The sequence below is a fragment of the Brevibacillus sp. NPDC058079 genome, from assembly GCF_042885155.1.
Classification (GTDB): Bacteria; Bacillota; Bacilli; order Brevibacillales; family Brevibacillaceae; genus Brevibacillus.
On sequence record NZ_JBHVSO010000008.1, the window covers coordinates 281,557 to 296,583 of the forward strand.

Sequence of the window (15,027 nt, forward strand, 5' to 3'; positions counted from 1 at the left end):
ACCATACAGGATATGGTAATCTTTATTTGTAACTATCGTAATTGAATTAACTGGTTACACAATCATTTCTTACAGCTATTATAGCGTTTCATCAATCTGTTTCACAGACGAGGAGGAAGCGTATGAATCGGAAGGAATTGCTTTTGCACGGATGGGAATGTGCCTATGACAAGGAAGACTGGTATCCACCCTTAAAAGAAGCGCTTGCCGGAGTATCAGTAGCGGAGGCAAACTGGCGCCCTGTGGGAGAAGCAGCCAACACAATCTGGGAAAACGTCAGCCACCTGCTTTATTACAAAGAACGCCTGTTGCATCGTCTTTTGGGCACCGAATTTCCTGGCTCCGCTGTGACGAACGATGATACCTTCACCCCATCCGGTGGTCCAGATGACGAAGACGCTTGGAAAGCTACCCTCTTACGAATGGAAAGCGTCCATCACCACATTCATGAAAAGCTTTCCTTGCTGACGGATGAAGAGTTAAACCAGATGGCTACCTATAAACCCATTTACCAGGCCGTAATGAGTCTTGTCTTGCATGATGCGTTTCATACAGGACAAATCGTCCAAATTCGCAAGCTGCAAGGCTCCTGGCCTGCCAGACGCTCATTTGAATAACAAAATTTCACATTGATTAATCCCGAACAATCCTTTATAGTTGTTAAATCACATAATTTCATACATGTTATCCTCATCTTTCACGGTGGGGATAGAGGTCGCGGCTTTTATATCATCCTGTACGAGATTCAGAGAAAATCAATGACTCCAGGTAAGGAAAATCCGCCGAAGCTCATATCGCGTCTCTGTGCGATTGGGTTGGGGCTGTACTCGAAAGAGGCAGAACTGTCACGTTTGCATGCCAAGCAAACGTGGTGAGCTATCTTCAGTGAAGGCTTGGTGGGGATTGGATGATACCGCCCTATGCCATTTTTTTGGCTATGGCGGTTTTTTAATTTCCGACCTTCCTTCTCAAAAATCAAGAAAGGTCGTGCAAGCAGCTTATGTCACAAAATCAATTGCAACGTGGTTTAAAAGCCCGACACCTGACGATGATCGCCATCGGCGGCTCGATTGGGACGGGATTGTTTCTCGCGAGTGGAGGCTCGATCCATTCCGCCGGACCAGGTGGAGCTTTAGTCGCCTATCTCGCCATTAGTATCATGGTTTACTTTTTAATGACCAGCTTGGGGGAAATGGCGTCCTTCATGCCTGTTTCCGGTTCGTTTTCGACGTATGCCACACGGTTCGTCGATCCATCTCTCGGCTTTGCTCTCGGCTGGAACTACTGGTACAACTGGGCGATTACCATTGCCGTCGAGCTGTCAGCTTCGGCACTTATTATGAAATATTGGTTCCCGGATACCCCAGCGATATTGTGGAGCGCTTTGTTCCTCGGATTGCTGTTTGCCTTGAATCTCCTGTCTGTGAAAGCCTATGGAGAATCAGAATATTGGTTCGCCTTGATTAAAGTAATAACGGTCATCATCTTTATTATTGTGGGTGTGTTGATGATTTTTGGCATTATGGGCGGCCAAGCAGTTGGCTTCCAAAACTTCACCAAAGGCGACGCGCCATTCAATGGCGGCTTCATGGCCCTGCTCGGTGTCTTTATGATTGCCGGATTCTCTTTCCAAGGGACAGAGCTCGTTGGTGTCGCAGCTGGGGAGAGCGAAGACCCTGCCCGCAACATTCCGAAGGCCATCCGTCAAATTTTTTGGCGCATCTTGCTTTTCTACATCCTCGCTATTTTGATCATCGGGTTGTTGGTTCCATACGATAATCCAAATCTGATCAGTGGCGACCTTACGGATATTGCGATCAGTCCGTTTACGATTGTATTTGAAAATGCCGGATTTGCTTTTGCAGCATCTGTCATGAATGCCGTTATTCTCACGTCTGTATTGTCAGCTGGTAACTCTGGTATGTACGCCTCTACACGCATGCTATGGAACTTGGCGAAAGAAGGAAACGCACCAAAATGGTTCGCAAAAGTAACAAGTAACGGCGTACCGATCAATGCCTTGATCTTGACTGCGCTCATTGGCGCCCTTGCTTTTCTGTCCTCTCTGTTTGGGGAAGGTGAAGTGTATGTATGGCTTTTGAATGCTTCCGGTATGTCAGGCTTCATCGCTTGGCTGGGAATTGCCATTAGTCACTATCGTTTCCGCAAAGCCTTTATCGCTCAGGGTCGTGACTTAAGCGAATTGCCTTATCGGGCAAAATGGTTCCCGTTTGGACCGATTTTTGCCTTCATCATTTGCTGTATCGTTATTTTGGGGCAAAACTACTCCGCATTCGTGGGTGGAATGATTGACTGGTATGGCGTCCTGGTCTCTTACATTGGCCTGCCACTCTTCTTAATCATTTGGCTCGCTTATAAAATCACCAAAAAGACCAAGCTCGTCCCGCTTGAACAAGTAGACTTCAGCATGGATGAATACACGAAGTAATCGAAGAAAAAAATACGGACTTCCGTTATCTAAACGGGAGTCCTTTTTCATATTTGCCAGCATATTAAAAATGGACCAAAAACAGCCGATAGTATAGACAAGAAGCAATTGAGATCCGTTTCCTTCCGTTCTCACAGCTCATACCAGTCATCTGATAAAAGGTAACCAGATCTCCTGCCATCACGACTGAACATGAATCCATGTGAGGAGAGTAGAACATGCAAATCCAATCGAATACCCGCTACCTAACCCCCCAGCTTCCAACTAACCAACCTGCACCCAAAATGGTGACAGGAACTAGTCTGGGATTGCCCAAGCCCGATACTGTAGACCTTCGTTCACACAAGGCACGCGAGCTACCTGCTGATGCCATCGAACATCACAGCGTCCAATTTTTCTTTAGCACAGAGATTAATGAGCGTTTGGATAAAATTTTCGCAGATAAACCACCCGAGGCTCGCAAAGGCTTTGACCACATCCTGGAGCAAAATTTTTTCAACTCCCAATCCACTTACACGGATGAAGAAAGAACTGCTTTGGTAGAAGTCGGTTTAACCCAAGGTAAATATTTGGCAGACCAATACATGGGTGATGAAAAAAATGCTGCTGAATTTTTGGATACCCTCCAGCTGCTTGCTGGAGTCGCCAAAACACGAAAGGTTGACCCTGCAACTGGCAGTGCCAGCTACGTAGAGCTTCCGCAAAAACCACATGGGGCGCCGAACGACTATGTTAATCCGTCCAAGCTGATGGAGCGGTATGACCCAGAAGCCTACAAAAAAATGCAAGCGGCCACAACCAATCAAACAGAGAAAGTAAGCACGCTGATTCAATTCGTCAAAAAGCTGCAACATCGTCCAGACTGGATCGCACAATACCGAAACGAACAAGCTACGCTTCTCTCCGATTTAAAAAATACAAAAATCGCTAACCGCTTTGAGAATGTAAATACAAAGGACGCCACTGAATTTGTTCGTCAAATGAATACGCTCGCTGAAAATACTTCCTTTTCAACCTTCACACCATTGCTACAAACGAATCTTGCCTCTTTTATGAAGATCCTAGCCAAGAAAACGAGTTAACTGCACAAAGATGATCGTCACAGCCTCCGCCCGAACTTTTCCTGGGACTGGGGCTGTTTTTTCGTGTGTAGTACCAGTCTCTTTCCTTTTCCAGTTAAGGAAATTGGCAGGCAGATGGTGGACATACTAACCCGTAAAGGAGGAGACGAACATGGATGACAATCGCGAAAACGACCTGCCTGATTTCAAACAACTGGATGACAGACTGATCGCTCAACCTCCGAATAGCCCAATAATCGCAATCCGTACCAATCTAGACAAGGAACCAAATGACATCGACAATCCGTATGTGCAGCAAGACTCTACACCCACTGGGCAAAATAAGGGGGACGCAAATGACTGATCGCATCTCAAAGGAAAAACCGGACATGGGTTATAACGGAAGCAATATGCATGGTTATTCCCTTACACCAAAGGAAGGGACATTGGACCAAACTGCAAAGACGGCTGCGGCAAAAAAAGAAAACAGGGACAAAGAATAGTTCTTTCCCATCACGAAGAACAAATCCCCTTTGGGGAAACAGGCAGATGCTCACTTTGCCTTTTTCCTGAAGGGGATTCCTTTTGAATTTCTGACCAAGAACATGATGAAAAAACATTTTCTTATTGACGAAATTCTATTGGAAATATATACTTTTCATGGATTTGATAATGAGAATCGTTATCAAATTCTTGCATATATGATCAGGAGGTTGCCCCATGAAATCCAGGCTCTTCAAACACATTTACAGCACAACATTAGTCACTTCTCTCCTCACAGGTGGCGCCCATATGGCTCTGGCCGCACCACTCGTGGCCACTGCTGAACAGACGGATGTTTCCCTTTTATCGCTAGATTTCGCAGTCGAACAGGCAATAAAGAACAGCGTTGATCTGGAGGTGCTTCGGCTTGATTTAGATATTACGAAGTACGAGACATCCATCACACTGAGAGAAAAAGAAGAAATCAAAAAAGCCGACATCATGACTCTGGCTGATGCAAAAAAGAAATTCGAAGACGCAGCCAAAGCGGTCAAAGAAGTAGTTGTCGATGAAGTCGCCCTGAATACGCAAAAAAACACCATACAATTGCAAGTGCAAAAAGCATTCTTCGAAGTCCAGTCATTAGACGCAAAAATCAAAGCGCAGAAGAAAAGCTTGCAAAGACAGTACTGGTTGGACTCCCAAGAAACAGAAGCTCACAAAAATCTTGCTGCCCTTGAAACCAGCTACAAACAAGCATTGGCCAAGCTCAACGATTTATTGAATGAAAAAGCGGACAGACAATGGAAAATGACCGCTACTGATCTGACCCAGCATGAGCTGCTTTCCCTGGAGCAATTGCATGCAAAAGCTTTTGAAAAACGTCCTGAGATGATCAAGGCACAAGCAGAAATAGACTTTGCCCAAGTAAGAATTGATTACACGGCAGAGTATTCCGCACTCAGTACACATAAAGGTACAATCGCAAAAAACGAGCACAAAAAAGCGGAACTGCAAAAACAAAAGACACAAAAGAAAGTCAGCCAAGAAGTAAGTGACAACTATACGAAGATACTGGCAGCGAAAAAGACTTTTGAGGAAAGTACGACAAAGAAAGAAACCGCATTGGAGCGCTATCAGGCAACAATCGATCAATATAGATTAGGAAAAGCATCGATGAAAGAACTGATGGAAGACGAAGCAAACCTGTTTGACTCCGAAACAAAAGCAATCGAATCGGTTTATCAATACAATCTCGCTGCTACCACCTTGAATCAGTCAACTGGCTATTAATATTTCGTATAACGAAGGATCTCATTTATTCATTTAAAATAAAGAAGGCTTCATCCCACAGGGTGAAGCCTTTACTCATTTATTAGCCTCTCAAAAACTCCCGGCATCACCAGACGACCACCGTCTACACCAAAATCCTCTATGAACCACCAAGCCGATAGCACACTGTGGCAATACGCCCACGCCAACACTCTCTCTTTTTGCAAAGACAGCGCCTTCGTCAGCCCATCGACCCGCTGTTTCATTACTTCTTCTATCCCATCCTCTGGCAAATGGTTCAGCAAAAACGGAATCACCTCGTATTCCGTCTCCCCGATCAGCCCTTTTGGATCAATTGCCAGCCACGGCTCTCTCTCAGCGCGCAAAATATTTTCATGATGAAGATCACCATGCAGCAGGCACTGTTCTTTTTGTGTGGAGAGAAGTTTTTTGTACCATTGCATGGCCCGCTCCACCATTTGCTCGGGAATCGGTCCTGTCCCCCCTTGGAAATGAGGGCGAATCTCTTCCAGTCCCACAGCCCAGTCTGCTATCGTCGGAAACATAGACGTACGCTTGCCAACTCTCGAAATGGGGGTATGCATCCTTTTGATCACGTCCGCCACGCATTGAATTCGCTCGTCTTCACTACTCAGCATATCCAGTGTCTCCCCTGGCATGATGCGCTCCAAAAGCATGATCCCTTTTTCCTCGTCAGCATTGAGTAGCTGCACCATTCCCCGCCCTGCAAAAGCCCGAATCGCTGCCAGCTCTCTTTGCCAATCCTGTCCAGGCACGCCCAGCTTCAGCACTGCGTTTCTCCCATCCTGCAACACAACTGGTGCGACAAAGTTATAGGAGAGTGGAAACGGCTCAAGCACCTTTAGAGACCACCGTTCTTCGCAATCGGCAATCAACTCATGAAAGGAATCCAGCCAGAGACGCCCCTCTTCTTTATGTACGCCCATAATTGTTTGGGTAAATTGGGTTGGCAGTGAAATCATTAAGGAATCTCCTCCTAAAAAGGCTTGTGGCTTTAAAACTTCTTGCCCTACCTTCAATCATTCTTCTTACACCAGTTTTCAAGCTGTTCCCTTCCCACAGCCGCGTAAGAAGAAGCGCATTTCCAGTTAAGCGCCTCTGGAGCACAACTCAGCTTCGGAAAAAATGGCGGGGAATTTCAGCTTTTATTACATACAAAAACGCATTCGCGTTTTCTGGTTTGAAGCGCTCCCGCCATTTTTTCCGAAGCGGCCAGTGAATCCCCCTTGCGGGGCGTAGGCCGAAGCGTAGACTGGAAATGAGCTTCTTCCCCACCACAGCCACTTCGCAACAAAGGGGACAGCTTCGAAAGCCGCCCCCCTTTATTTCCCGGAAAATGTTATGACAGTCGTCCCATCAAGCTCTCCATACGTTCTAGAGCCTTCTTCAACTGCTCCATCGATGTTGCATAAGAACAACGGATATGCCCCTGTCCGCTTTCGCCGAACACATCTCCAGGTACGACAGCTACCTTTTCCTCCATCAGCAGCTTCTCTGCAAACTCTGAAGAGCTGAGACCTGTAGAAGCTACAGACGGGAATGCGTAGAATGCTCCGTCCGGCTCGTGGCAAGTCAATCCGATTTGACGGAATCCATCTACCACATAATTGCGGCGCTGACGGTAGCTCTCAATCATTCTTTCCATATCAGAACGTCCATGACGCAGAGCTTCCAATGCAGCCATCTGAGCCATTGTCGGTGCACACAGCATGGTGTACTGATGGATTTTCAGCATGCCTGCGAGCAAATCAGGCGACGCGCAGACATATCCCAGACGCCAGCCGGTCATCGCGAATGCTTTGGAAAAACCGGAGATCAGGATCGTCCGATCTTTCATCCCTGGCAGAGCCGCGATACTATCGTGCATTCGGCCGTAGGTAAGTTCCGCATAAATCTCATCGGAGATCACCATGAGGTCGTGCTTTTCAATGATCGGCAAAAGTGTTTTCCACTCTTCAGCCGTCATAGTCCCCCCAGTCGGGTTATTTGGATAGCAGAAGATGATTGCTTTTGTACGCGCGGTGATGTGCGTCTCCAGCTCTTGCGGTGTCAGCTTGAACTGGTTTTCCATCGTTGTTTTCAGGAAAACCGGCACCCCGCCAGCTAAGCGAATGACTGGTTCATAGGAGACATAGCAAGGTTCCACAACCAACACTTCATCACCCGGATCGAGAATGGCACGCAGTGCGATATCAATCGCTTCGCTGGCACCAACCGTCACGAGAATTTCTGTCTCTGGATGATAGCTGACAGAAAAACGTTCTTCCAAGTATTTCTGAATTTCCACACGCAATGGCAGCATACCTGCATTGGATGTATAAGCTGTATGTCCACGCTCCAGCGAAGAAATCGAAGCTTCTCTCATGCGCCAAGGAGTAACGAAATCAGGCTCCCCTACACCTAAGGAAATGACTCCCTCCATCGATGCTGCCAAATCGAAAAAGCGGCGAATGCCTGATGGCTTCAATGATTGAACTGTATTGGATAAACGGTTTTTGACTTTGACTTGTGTATTCACGGCGTAACCACCATCCTGTGATCTTCGTCACGATCTTCCAGCTCAATGCCATCGTGCTTGTAACGTTTCAAAATAAAGTGTGTAGCTGTTGAGACAACGGAATCGAGAGTGGACAGCTTTTGCGAAACAAAAGTGGCTACCTCTTTCATCGTTTTGCCTTCCAAAATAATCGACAAGTCATAGCTTGCACCAGACATCAAGTAAACAGCCTTCACTTCTGGGAAACGGCAGATTCGCTCCGCCACTTCATCAAAGCCGACATCGCGCTTCGGCGTCACTTTCACATCAATCATGGCGTTCACGTACGGATGATCGTCCACACGCTCCCAGTTCACCAGCGCTGGATATTTGACAATGACCTTCTCGGCTTCCAATGCTGCAATCGTCTGTTCAACGACCTCGGTCGGCTCCCCGATCATTTTTCCGATTTGCTCAGCGCTCATGCGACTGTCTTCTTCCAACAGGTGTAACAGCTCTCTTTGCTTCAAGCGATCCATGCCCCACCACTCCAGTTTTCTCTTTATTTTTTACACAACCTCATAATGCAAAAAGCCCCAGCAACCAGACTCATGATTTCCATGAATCTGATTGCTGAGGCGAAGGTATCGCGTTACCACTCAGCTTTTTTGCCTCTCTCACAAAAGGCAAACTCGTGCTGTCTACAAAGACATGCGCCCCATAACGTGGGCCATCCGCTGCTTTCTACTTGGCATTTTCAAAAGCAGAGCTCCAAGGTGGCTTTCAAAAAGAGTTCGCGGCTGCCCTCTCAGCTAACAGGCAACTCTCTGGACGTCAAAATCCCTTTTTTACTTTCCTTTTCACGGCTGTGTTGGTTGTTTTATTGAATGTCTCAGATTATAAATGACGTTTTCTCTCATTGTCAACCAACAACTTCTGTCTTCTGGACCTCTTTCAAACCGTTAGGCAACCAGACGCGAAACACGGTCCCAGTTCCCAAGCTGCTTTGTACGTCAATTTTTCCACGATGATTTTCTACGATGGATTGGGTGATCGACAGCCCCAAGCCAGCACCTCCGCTTTTGCGTGCGCGTGAGGATTCAATCCGATAGAAACGGTCGAATACATGCGGGACATGCTCCGGTGCGATCCCTGCCCCATTATCTCTGAACGTCAGTTCAATCCCATTGGCAATCTTGCTCAATGTAAGCTCGATCTCACCGTTCACAGGGTCAGTATGCTGCACCGCATTTTGAAACAGATTGAGAATAACTTGCTTCATTCCGTCACAATCGAAAGTAGCCGTAACATTCGGTTCTACGCGGAAATGAACGTTTCGGTCACCTGCCAGGACCATGAGCTGCGATTCCATACTGTGCACGACCGCGTCCAACTGCCCTTCTTGCAAAAGAAAAGCCGGTTCCCGATCCATCCGAGCCAGGTAGAGCAAATCGTTGACCAGTTTGTTCAGCCGCTCTGTCTCGCCGTGCATGCTTTTCAAAGCTTTCTGCAAATGTTCGGGATTTGCCGCCGCACCGCGTAGCAGCACCTCCAAAAAACCATGGATGGATGTCAGCGGTGTTCGCAATTCGTGCGAAGCGTCTGCTACAAAGCGTCGCATCCGTTCTCCAGCTTCTTGCTCGATTTTAAAGGAGGTTTCCAACCGCTCCAGCATTCCGTTAAAGACCGCCGATAATTGATCAATCTCCATTTGGCCTTGATCCATCGGCAGTCGTTCATCCAAATTACCCGCATTAATCCGCTCAACTGTAACCTCAATACGAGAAAGTGGGTTCAGCGTACGGCGGAGCACAGGCACATAGGTTAACAAGCCAATTAGCAAGGCGAGTGCAGATGCAGAGAAGAAAATGATCAGCTGTGGAAATAGCACTTCCCGCATCGAGCCGACAGGTGTACTCAGTTGTACGATTCCTTGCAGCTGTTCAGGTGATTTGATAGGTGCCAGCACGACTAAATAATCCTTCCCAGTGCTACCTTCCAAAATTTTATATTTAAAAGTGCATACGCCACTAGCTAAGATCTCGCGGTATAAACTATCAGGAAAGCGTGGGGAATAGCCTTCGCTCGGATTCGCAAACAGCTCCGTCACATTGGCGTCGTTGTCAATAAAGGCATACTTGATATCAGGTGTACGCAAGGAGAGCAATGCGCTGACATACTGATCGTATTTCGGGAGCGTTTCCGTATCTTCCAAGACCTGATAAGGAACGGTAACTGCCAGATTTAACAAGCTTTCCGCTTTGCTGCGAAACAAGAACTGCTCCATCAATAAGTATTGAATCATGCCGATTAGAAGCAGCAACCCAGATAAGATAAATAACGAACGTGACAACAGCTGATAACGCAAAGAGTTCGGTTCTAGGAAGGCGGCCCATTGATTGTTTCGATTCATCGTCATACAAAATCAACCCGATAGCCCGCACCGCGCAATGTGCGAATGATCCGATGCTGACGATCGTTCAGTTTGTCACGCAGGGAGCGAATATACACCTCGACAATGTTCTCCTCCCCACCGAAATCATAGCCCCACACGTTATCCAAAATCATTGGTTTACTCAGCACCAAGCCGTGATTCGTCACCAAATATTTCAGCAAAGAGTATTCCGTTGGCGATAGCTCTAGAAGCGTTTCTTCGTAGGTAATTTCCTTTCGCCTGTCATCGATCTGGAAGGGGCCGAGATGTACCTTGGAGAGCAGATGTGGGTAATGATTGCGAATGCGCGCATGAATACGGGCAAGCAGCTCCTCAAAGCTAAACGGCTTGATCATATAATCATCGGCACCGAGCGTCAGCCCTTTTACCCGATCCTCCACGTCTTCTCTGGCTGTCAGCATGATCGTTGCTACATTCTGTATCTTTTTCAACATCCGGCATACCTCGAAGCCGTCCATGCCTGGCATCATCACATCGAGAATGACGACATGGGGCTGATGCTCCTTTACCATGGTCACGGCAGTCATCCCATCTTGTGCCGTCAATACTTGAAAACCTTCATTTTCAAGACCCATCTCCAAAAATTGCAGGATGGTCGGTTCATCATCGACAAGCAATATTTTAATGCCTTTGTTTAGGCTCATTTCTTTCACCTCACCTCTATTTTACCTGAACAGGCCAAGAGTAGCTGAATGTTTGCTGAATATGCCCTGAGTACGAGCTGAAAGCTTTTGATAGTACAGCAACCCAATAAATGTAAATTTAATATATAAAACGTTGATAATTCTCTTACCATTGCACTTTCAACAAACTTTCAGCCAGCTTTCAAGCCCCACTCAGCTTCCTCTCTCATAATGATCCCTGCGTAGTCAAATACATACGACAATCTGAACACTTCAAAACATGGAGGTTATACAATAATGAAAAAGAATTCGGTTATCCTGACAGCATCAGTTGCCACGCTTGTGGTCGGTATCGGAGGTTACATGCTCTATGACTATTTCGTGGGAAACCATGTGGAGATTCAGCCTGCAGCTGCGGTAACCACAGCCTCATCTACCGCTTTGTCAACACCTTTGACAGCAGATCAACTGAATAAAAAATGGACAATCAATGACCAGTCCAAAGTCTATTTCTCCGTAACTACGTCGAAAGAAACGGTAAACTTTGAAATGGACGGCATTACTGGTAGCTGGGATGTAAACCTCTCTGCACCAGATCAAATGAAAGCAATAGCTTCCGCAGACTTGAATAAGCTGAACTCCGGTAATGAAAAGCGCGACACCCATATCAAATCTCCAGATTACTTTGATACAGCCGTGAACCCTGCAGCTACCTTTGAAGCGAAATCCTTTGAGAACTGGCCAACCACTTGGACAGAAGGCCAAAAAGCTTCGTTCACCATCAATGGCGTCCTGACCGTAAAAGGAATTACCAAAGACGTGAAAATTAATGCTGACGCGATTTATTCCCAAGGCAAGCTGCAGTTGGAAGGAACGTCCGTCGTAACGTTTGGTGACTTCGGATTGACTAGCCCTCATACAATCGTGGCCAAAACGGAAGAAAACATTAACATTACATTGCGACTCGCGCTGGATGCTGTTTAATCAATCGCTTTTCGCAGGAATTGCTTCGAGAGACGTCTGACATTCACAGACGTCTTTTTTCACAGATTTTTACATTGTGATATTGACAATGTTAAAGTGATATCATAACATAAAAGCATGATAACAGATTCGAGCAAACGGAAAGGATGATCTTGTGAGTACGTCTCCCCTTCGAGCCAAACGCATCCACTATCGTACCAAAAAGTACCGCTCGCCGGATGGACTTCCTACAGATATTTGCCTCTTTACGATCCTTTCCATCCCGCGCCAAACGAAAACAAAATCACTGCCACTCAAGCAATTGGCCGTCCTTTTGATCAAGCGAAAAAGCGATACATTTGGAGAGCAATGGGCCTTACCCGGCGGATTTTCCCATGAATCGGAGACACTGGACGAAAGCGCCTATCGTGAATTGAAAGAAGAGACGAATATTGACCGCGATGTACACATCGAGCAGTTGAAGACGTACTACAAGCCAGGTAGAGACCCTCGTGGTTGGATCCCGAGTGTTGCCTATGTCTCCCTCGTTCATAAAGATTTATTGAAACACACACAGGCAAACGACGATGCATCAGACGCGCAGCTGTTTCCGATTGAAGAAGCTTTTGCCCTCAACCTTGCTTTTGATCATCGTGAAATTTTGACTGACGCCTTACAGCGAGTTCGTGAGCAGATGCTGCAAACAACTATCGCCAAAGCTTTTTTGCCAGATGAGTTTACCTTGAGCGAACTGCTGCAAGTGATCGAGACCGTCGTTCCGTCCTTTTCGGCAAAAGATCGCGGCAATTTCGAGCGGCGCTTGCTTGCGACAACCAGACGGCAAGGATTGCTCGAGCCAGTTCTATCAGCTGACGGACAGCCTGTCTACTCGACCGAGTTTTCGAATTCACCAGCCAAACTCTATCGCTTTACAGGCTTTACCCCAACTGCCATGATTTACTGAAAAAGTCCACATTCAGGAGGTTTTTGCCATGAAAGCTTTGATTGTGATCGACTACACGAATGATTTTGTCGCGACAGATGGTGCATTGACTTGTGGAGAGCCTGGTCAGGCTATTGAAGGACGCATTGGAGAGCTGATCCGCGACTTCCTCGCAGAAGGCGACTTTGTCGTCATGGCAGTCGACGCTCATCGCGAGCAGGACCCGTACCACCCTGAGACAGGTCTCTACCCTCCGCACAACATTATCGGGACGGCTGGCCGGAATTTGTATGGCAGCATTCAGGAGATTTACGAGGAATTCGAAGATACGATTCACTGGATGGATAAGACGCGCTACAGTGCTTTCCAAGGTACCGACCTTGCGCTATTGTTGCGTACGAGAGGTATTACCGAGATTCATCTGGTAGGTGTCTGCACGGACATTTGTGTACTCCATACAGCGATTGAAGGCTTCTATAACGGCTTTTCTGTCGTCATCCACGAGGATTCTGTAGCGAGCTTTCTTCCAGAAGGCCACAAATGGGCTCTCGGTCATTTTCAGAACCAGCTTGGCATGACTGTTCGAAAAAAATAACAGGCTCATGACGATAGGAGGCAATTTTTATGCGAATCGGCATTTATGGCAGCAGCTTTGATCCCATAACCTATAGCCATTTGTTCACCGCAGCGACCGTCGCTCACCGGAGACGACTGGACAAAGTCATTTTCGTACCATGCTCTTCAAAGCGTCATGATAAAAAATTGCAGACAGAGGACGTCCATCGCTTGCACATGCTCAAACTGGCTTTAGCAAGCAGTACACACAAAACAAACAAATATGACGAACCTCTTTTCGAGATTTCTACAGTCGAGATGGATGCCTTGCCAGGTGAAACCTATACGTACGATACGATGATGCACATGAAAAAGAAGTACCCGAACGACGAGCTCTTTTTCATCATGGGGTCGGATTTGTTAGAGGGACTGTCGAACTGGGGTAACGCTGAAAAGCTGGTCGCAGGCTTCAACTTCATCGTGATGTCGCGTGAAGGCTATCCGACCGCTGACCTGATCGCCGAGGACGCGCTGCTGCGCAATCACGACGAGCATTTTCTCATTATGAGCAAAGGCATCAACATGGGAATCAGCTCTACCTACATCCGAGACGAAATCCGCAAGGGCGGCGATCCCAGCTTCCTGTTGCCGGATGCTTGCCTTCAGTACATTTATGAAAAAGGAATCTACAAAGAGCCCTACGTATAATCTCAAAAAGAAAAACAGCCGAACCTGGTGTCGGCTGTTTTTTTGTCGTCTCATCAACGATTAAGAGTATTAGCAATTGCAGGTTGTCGTATCTTTTTCTGATAGTTCACCAAGCAAATACTGCACACGATCAATACCAGACCAGCGATGAGCGAATACGTAACCGGCTCGTCCATGAAAATGGTACCCGTGACGACTGCGATGAGCGGTACGAGAAACGTAAAGGCGGCCACCTTGCTCGCTTCGCCTGCATTCACGAGCCCAAAGTAAATGACAATGGCAATCGGTACCCCAAATGTAGCGCCATAGCTGAGACCGATCAGATACGGAACATTCCAGACAATGTCGGACCAGCTCTCTACGCCTGTCCCCAAAAGAGTTAAGGCCGCGCCACCGATGATGCATTGCATGGCAACCATCCACAGCGAATCTACCTTGGCACTAACTTTTTTCACATAGATCACGCCCAGCGCCCACGTAAGAGCCGTCAACAAACCTAAAATAACGCCCACGATGGAAACCTGTCCAGTCAGTCCATCTGCACTGACCGCAAGTATCCCGAGGAATCCCATGATCAGCCCGATGACCTTGAGGACCGTCATGCTCTCACCCAGCCACAACCAGGCAAAGAGTCCAATCAAGATTGGCTGGAAGTACACCAACACAGAGAATAATCCACCTGGCAAATACACGAGTCCAACCGTCTGAATGCCGTAAAAGCACAAGGTATTCAGAAAGGCAGATATACAATAGCGCAACCAGTTTTCACGCCAGTTGATCTTTTTCCATTTCGGTAAAATGAATAAAGCGAGCAGAAGTCCGCCAATCAGCGAACGCATTCCTGCGAATAAAATCGGTGGCGTATAAGCGAGTGACATTTTGTAGATCGACCAGCTTAATCCCCACATCAATACCAAACTTGCAATAGCAACAACAGTCTTACCCGAAAACTTTCCCACGAGGGGCCTCCCTTTCTAGCTGCACACTTGCTCTTATG

General features: G+C 47.0%; 16 protein-coding genes, 1 riboswitch and 1 other annotated feature. Of the genes, 10 read left to right on the plus strand and 6 right to left on the minus strand.

Features of this window, described 5'->3' with window-relative positions; all coding sequences use genetic code 11:
- Window positions 1-122: 122 nt before the first annotated feature.
- The 6 genes from ACFVS2_RS23600 (at window position 123) to ACFVS2_RS23625 (ending at window position 5,286) form a co-directional block, all read left to right on the plus strand.
- On the plus strand, window positions 123-617 hold the full coding sequence (locus ACFVS2_RS23600; protein WP_390238229.1) for a DinB family protein: 495 nt from the start codon (window positions 123-125) through the stop codon (window positions 615-617).
- A gap of 84 nt (window positions 618-701) precedes the next feature.
- A riboswitch (Lysine riboswitch) is annotated at window positions 702-887 on the plus strand.
- Window positions 888-1,000: 113 nt separating this feature from the next.
- Window positions 1,001-2,449, plus strand: coding sequence for an amino acid permease (locus tag ACFVS2_RS23605; protein WP_390238231.1), 1,449 nt, complete (start codon window positions 1,001-1,003; stop codon window positions 2,447-2,449).
- Between the two features lie 218 nt (window positions 2,450-2,667).
- A complete protein-coding gene (locus ACFVS2_RS23610) occupies window positions 2,668-3,531 on the plus strand; it encodes a hypothetical protein (protein WP_390238233.1) in 864 nt (287 codons plus the stop codon).
- A 151-nt stretch (window positions 3,532-3,682) separates the two neighbouring features.
- A complete protein-coding gene (locus ACFVS2_RS23615; RefSeq protein ID WP_390238234.1) occupies window positions 3,683-3,874 on the plus strand; it encodes a hypothetical protein in 192 nt (63 codons plus the stop codon).
- Complete coding sequence (locus tag ACFVS2_RS23620; RefSeq protein ID WP_173621014.1) at window positions 3,867-4,013, plus strand: hypothetical protein; 147 nt, start codon at window positions 3,867-3,869, stop codon at window positions 4,011-4,013. Before ACFVS2_RS23615 ends, ACFVS2_RS23620 begins: the two co-directional genes overlap by 8 nt.
- A 217-nt stretch (window positions 4,014-4,230) precedes the next feature.
- Window positions 4,231-5,286 carry a TolC family protein gene (locus ACFVS2_RS23625; RefSeq protein ID WP_390238236.1) on the plus strand — a complete coding sequence of 352 codons (1,056 nt, stop codon included), beginning with the start codon at window positions 4,231-4,233 and terminating at the stop codon, window positions 5,284-5,286.
- Between the two features lie 71 nt (window positions 5,287-5,357).
- On the opposite strand, the gene ACFVS2_RS23630 is transcribed toward ACFVS2_RS23625, so the two are convergent.
- The 5 genes from ACFVS2_RS23630 to ACFVS2_RS23650 all read right to left on the minus strand — a co-directional run bounded on the left by ACFVS2_RS23630 (window position 5,358) and on the right by ACFVS2_RS23650 (window position 10,882).
- Entirely contained in the window at window positions 5,358-6,269 is a 912-nt protein-coding gene (locus ACFVS2_RS23630; protein ID WP_390238239.1) for an aminoglycoside phosphotransferase family protein, read from the minus strand.
- 377 nt (window positions 6,270-6,646) lie between these two features.
- Entirely contained in the window at window positions 6,647-7,825 is a 1,179-nt protein-coding gene (locus tag ACFVS2_RS23635; protein ID WP_390238242.1) for an aminotransferase, read from the minus strand.
- On the minus strand, window positions 7,822-8,322 hold the full coding sequence (locus tag ACFVS2_RS23640; RefSeq protein WP_007722565.1) for an Lrp/AsnC family transcriptional regulator: 501 nt from the start codon (window positions 8,320-8,322) through the stop codon (window positions 7,822-7,824). The genes ACFVS2_RS23635 and ACFVS2_RS23640 overlap by 4 nt, the downstream gene beginning before the upstream one ends.
- A 92-nt stretch (window positions 8,323-8,414) precedes the next feature.
- Window positions 8,415-8,656, minus strand: a binding site (T-box leader).
- A gap of 49 nt (window positions 8,657-8,705) precedes the next feature.
- Window positions 8,706-10,202 carry a sensor histidine kinase gene (locus tag ACFVS2_RS23645; protein ID WP_390238244.1) on the minus strand — a complete coding sequence of 499 codons (1,497 nt, stop codon included), beginning with the start codon at window positions 10,200-10,202 and terminating at the stop codon, window positions 8,706-8,708.
- Window positions 10,199-10,882 carry a response regulator transcription factor gene (locus ACFVS2_RS23650; protein WP_007722570.1) on the minus strand — a complete coding sequence of 228 codons (684 nt, stop codon included), beginning with the start codon at window positions 10,880-10,882 and terminating at the stop codon, window positions 10,199-10,201. The genes ACFVS2_RS23645 and ACFVS2_RS23650 overlap by 4 nt, the downstream gene beginning before the upstream one ends.
- A gap of 276 nt (window positions 10,883-11,158) precedes the next feature.
- On the opposite strand from ACFVS2_RS23650, the gene ACFVS2_RS23655 reads away from it, so the two are divergent.
- The 4 genes from ACFVS2_RS23655 (at window position 11,159) to nadD (ending at window position 14,030) form a co-directional block, all read left to right on the plus strand.
- Window positions 11,159-11,845, plus strand: coding sequence for a YceI family protein (locus ACFVS2_RS23655; RefSeq protein ID WP_390238247.1), 687 nt, complete (start codon window positions 11,159-11,161; stop codon window positions 11,843-11,845).
- A 154-nt stretch (window positions 11,846-11,999) separates the two neighbouring features.
- Window positions 12,000-12,788 carry an NUDIX hydrolase gene (locus tag ACFVS2_RS23660; protein ID WP_390238249.1) on the plus strand — a complete coding sequence of 263 codons (789 nt, stop codon included), beginning with the start codon at window positions 12,000-12,002 and terminating at the stop codon, window positions 12,786-12,788.
- A gap of 28 nt (window positions 12,789-12,816) precedes the next feature.
- Window positions 12,817-13,362, plus strand: coding sequence for a cysteine hydrolase family protein (locus ACFVS2_RS23665; RefSeq protein WP_390238251.1), 546 nt, complete (start codon window positions 12,817-12,819; stop codon window positions 13,360-13,362).
- Between the two features lie 29 nt (window positions 13,363-13,391).
- Window positions 13,392-14,030, plus strand: a complete 639-nt coding sequence (gene nadD / locus ACFVS2_RS23670) for a nicotinate-nucleotide adenylyltransferase (RefSeq protein WP_390238254.1) — start codon at window positions 13,392-13,394, stop codon at window positions 14,028-14,030.
- Window positions 14,031-14,083: 53 nt separating this feature from the next.
- On the opposite strand, the gene ACFVS2_RS23675 is transcribed toward nadD, so the two are convergent.
- Window positions 14,084-14,989 (minus strand): DMT family transporter, encoded by a 906-nt coding sequence (locus ACFVS2_RS23675; protein ID WP_173621023.1) that lies wholly within the window; start codon window positions 14,987-14,989, stop codon window positions 14,084-14,086.
- Window positions 14,990-15,027: the final 38 nt, after the last annotated feature.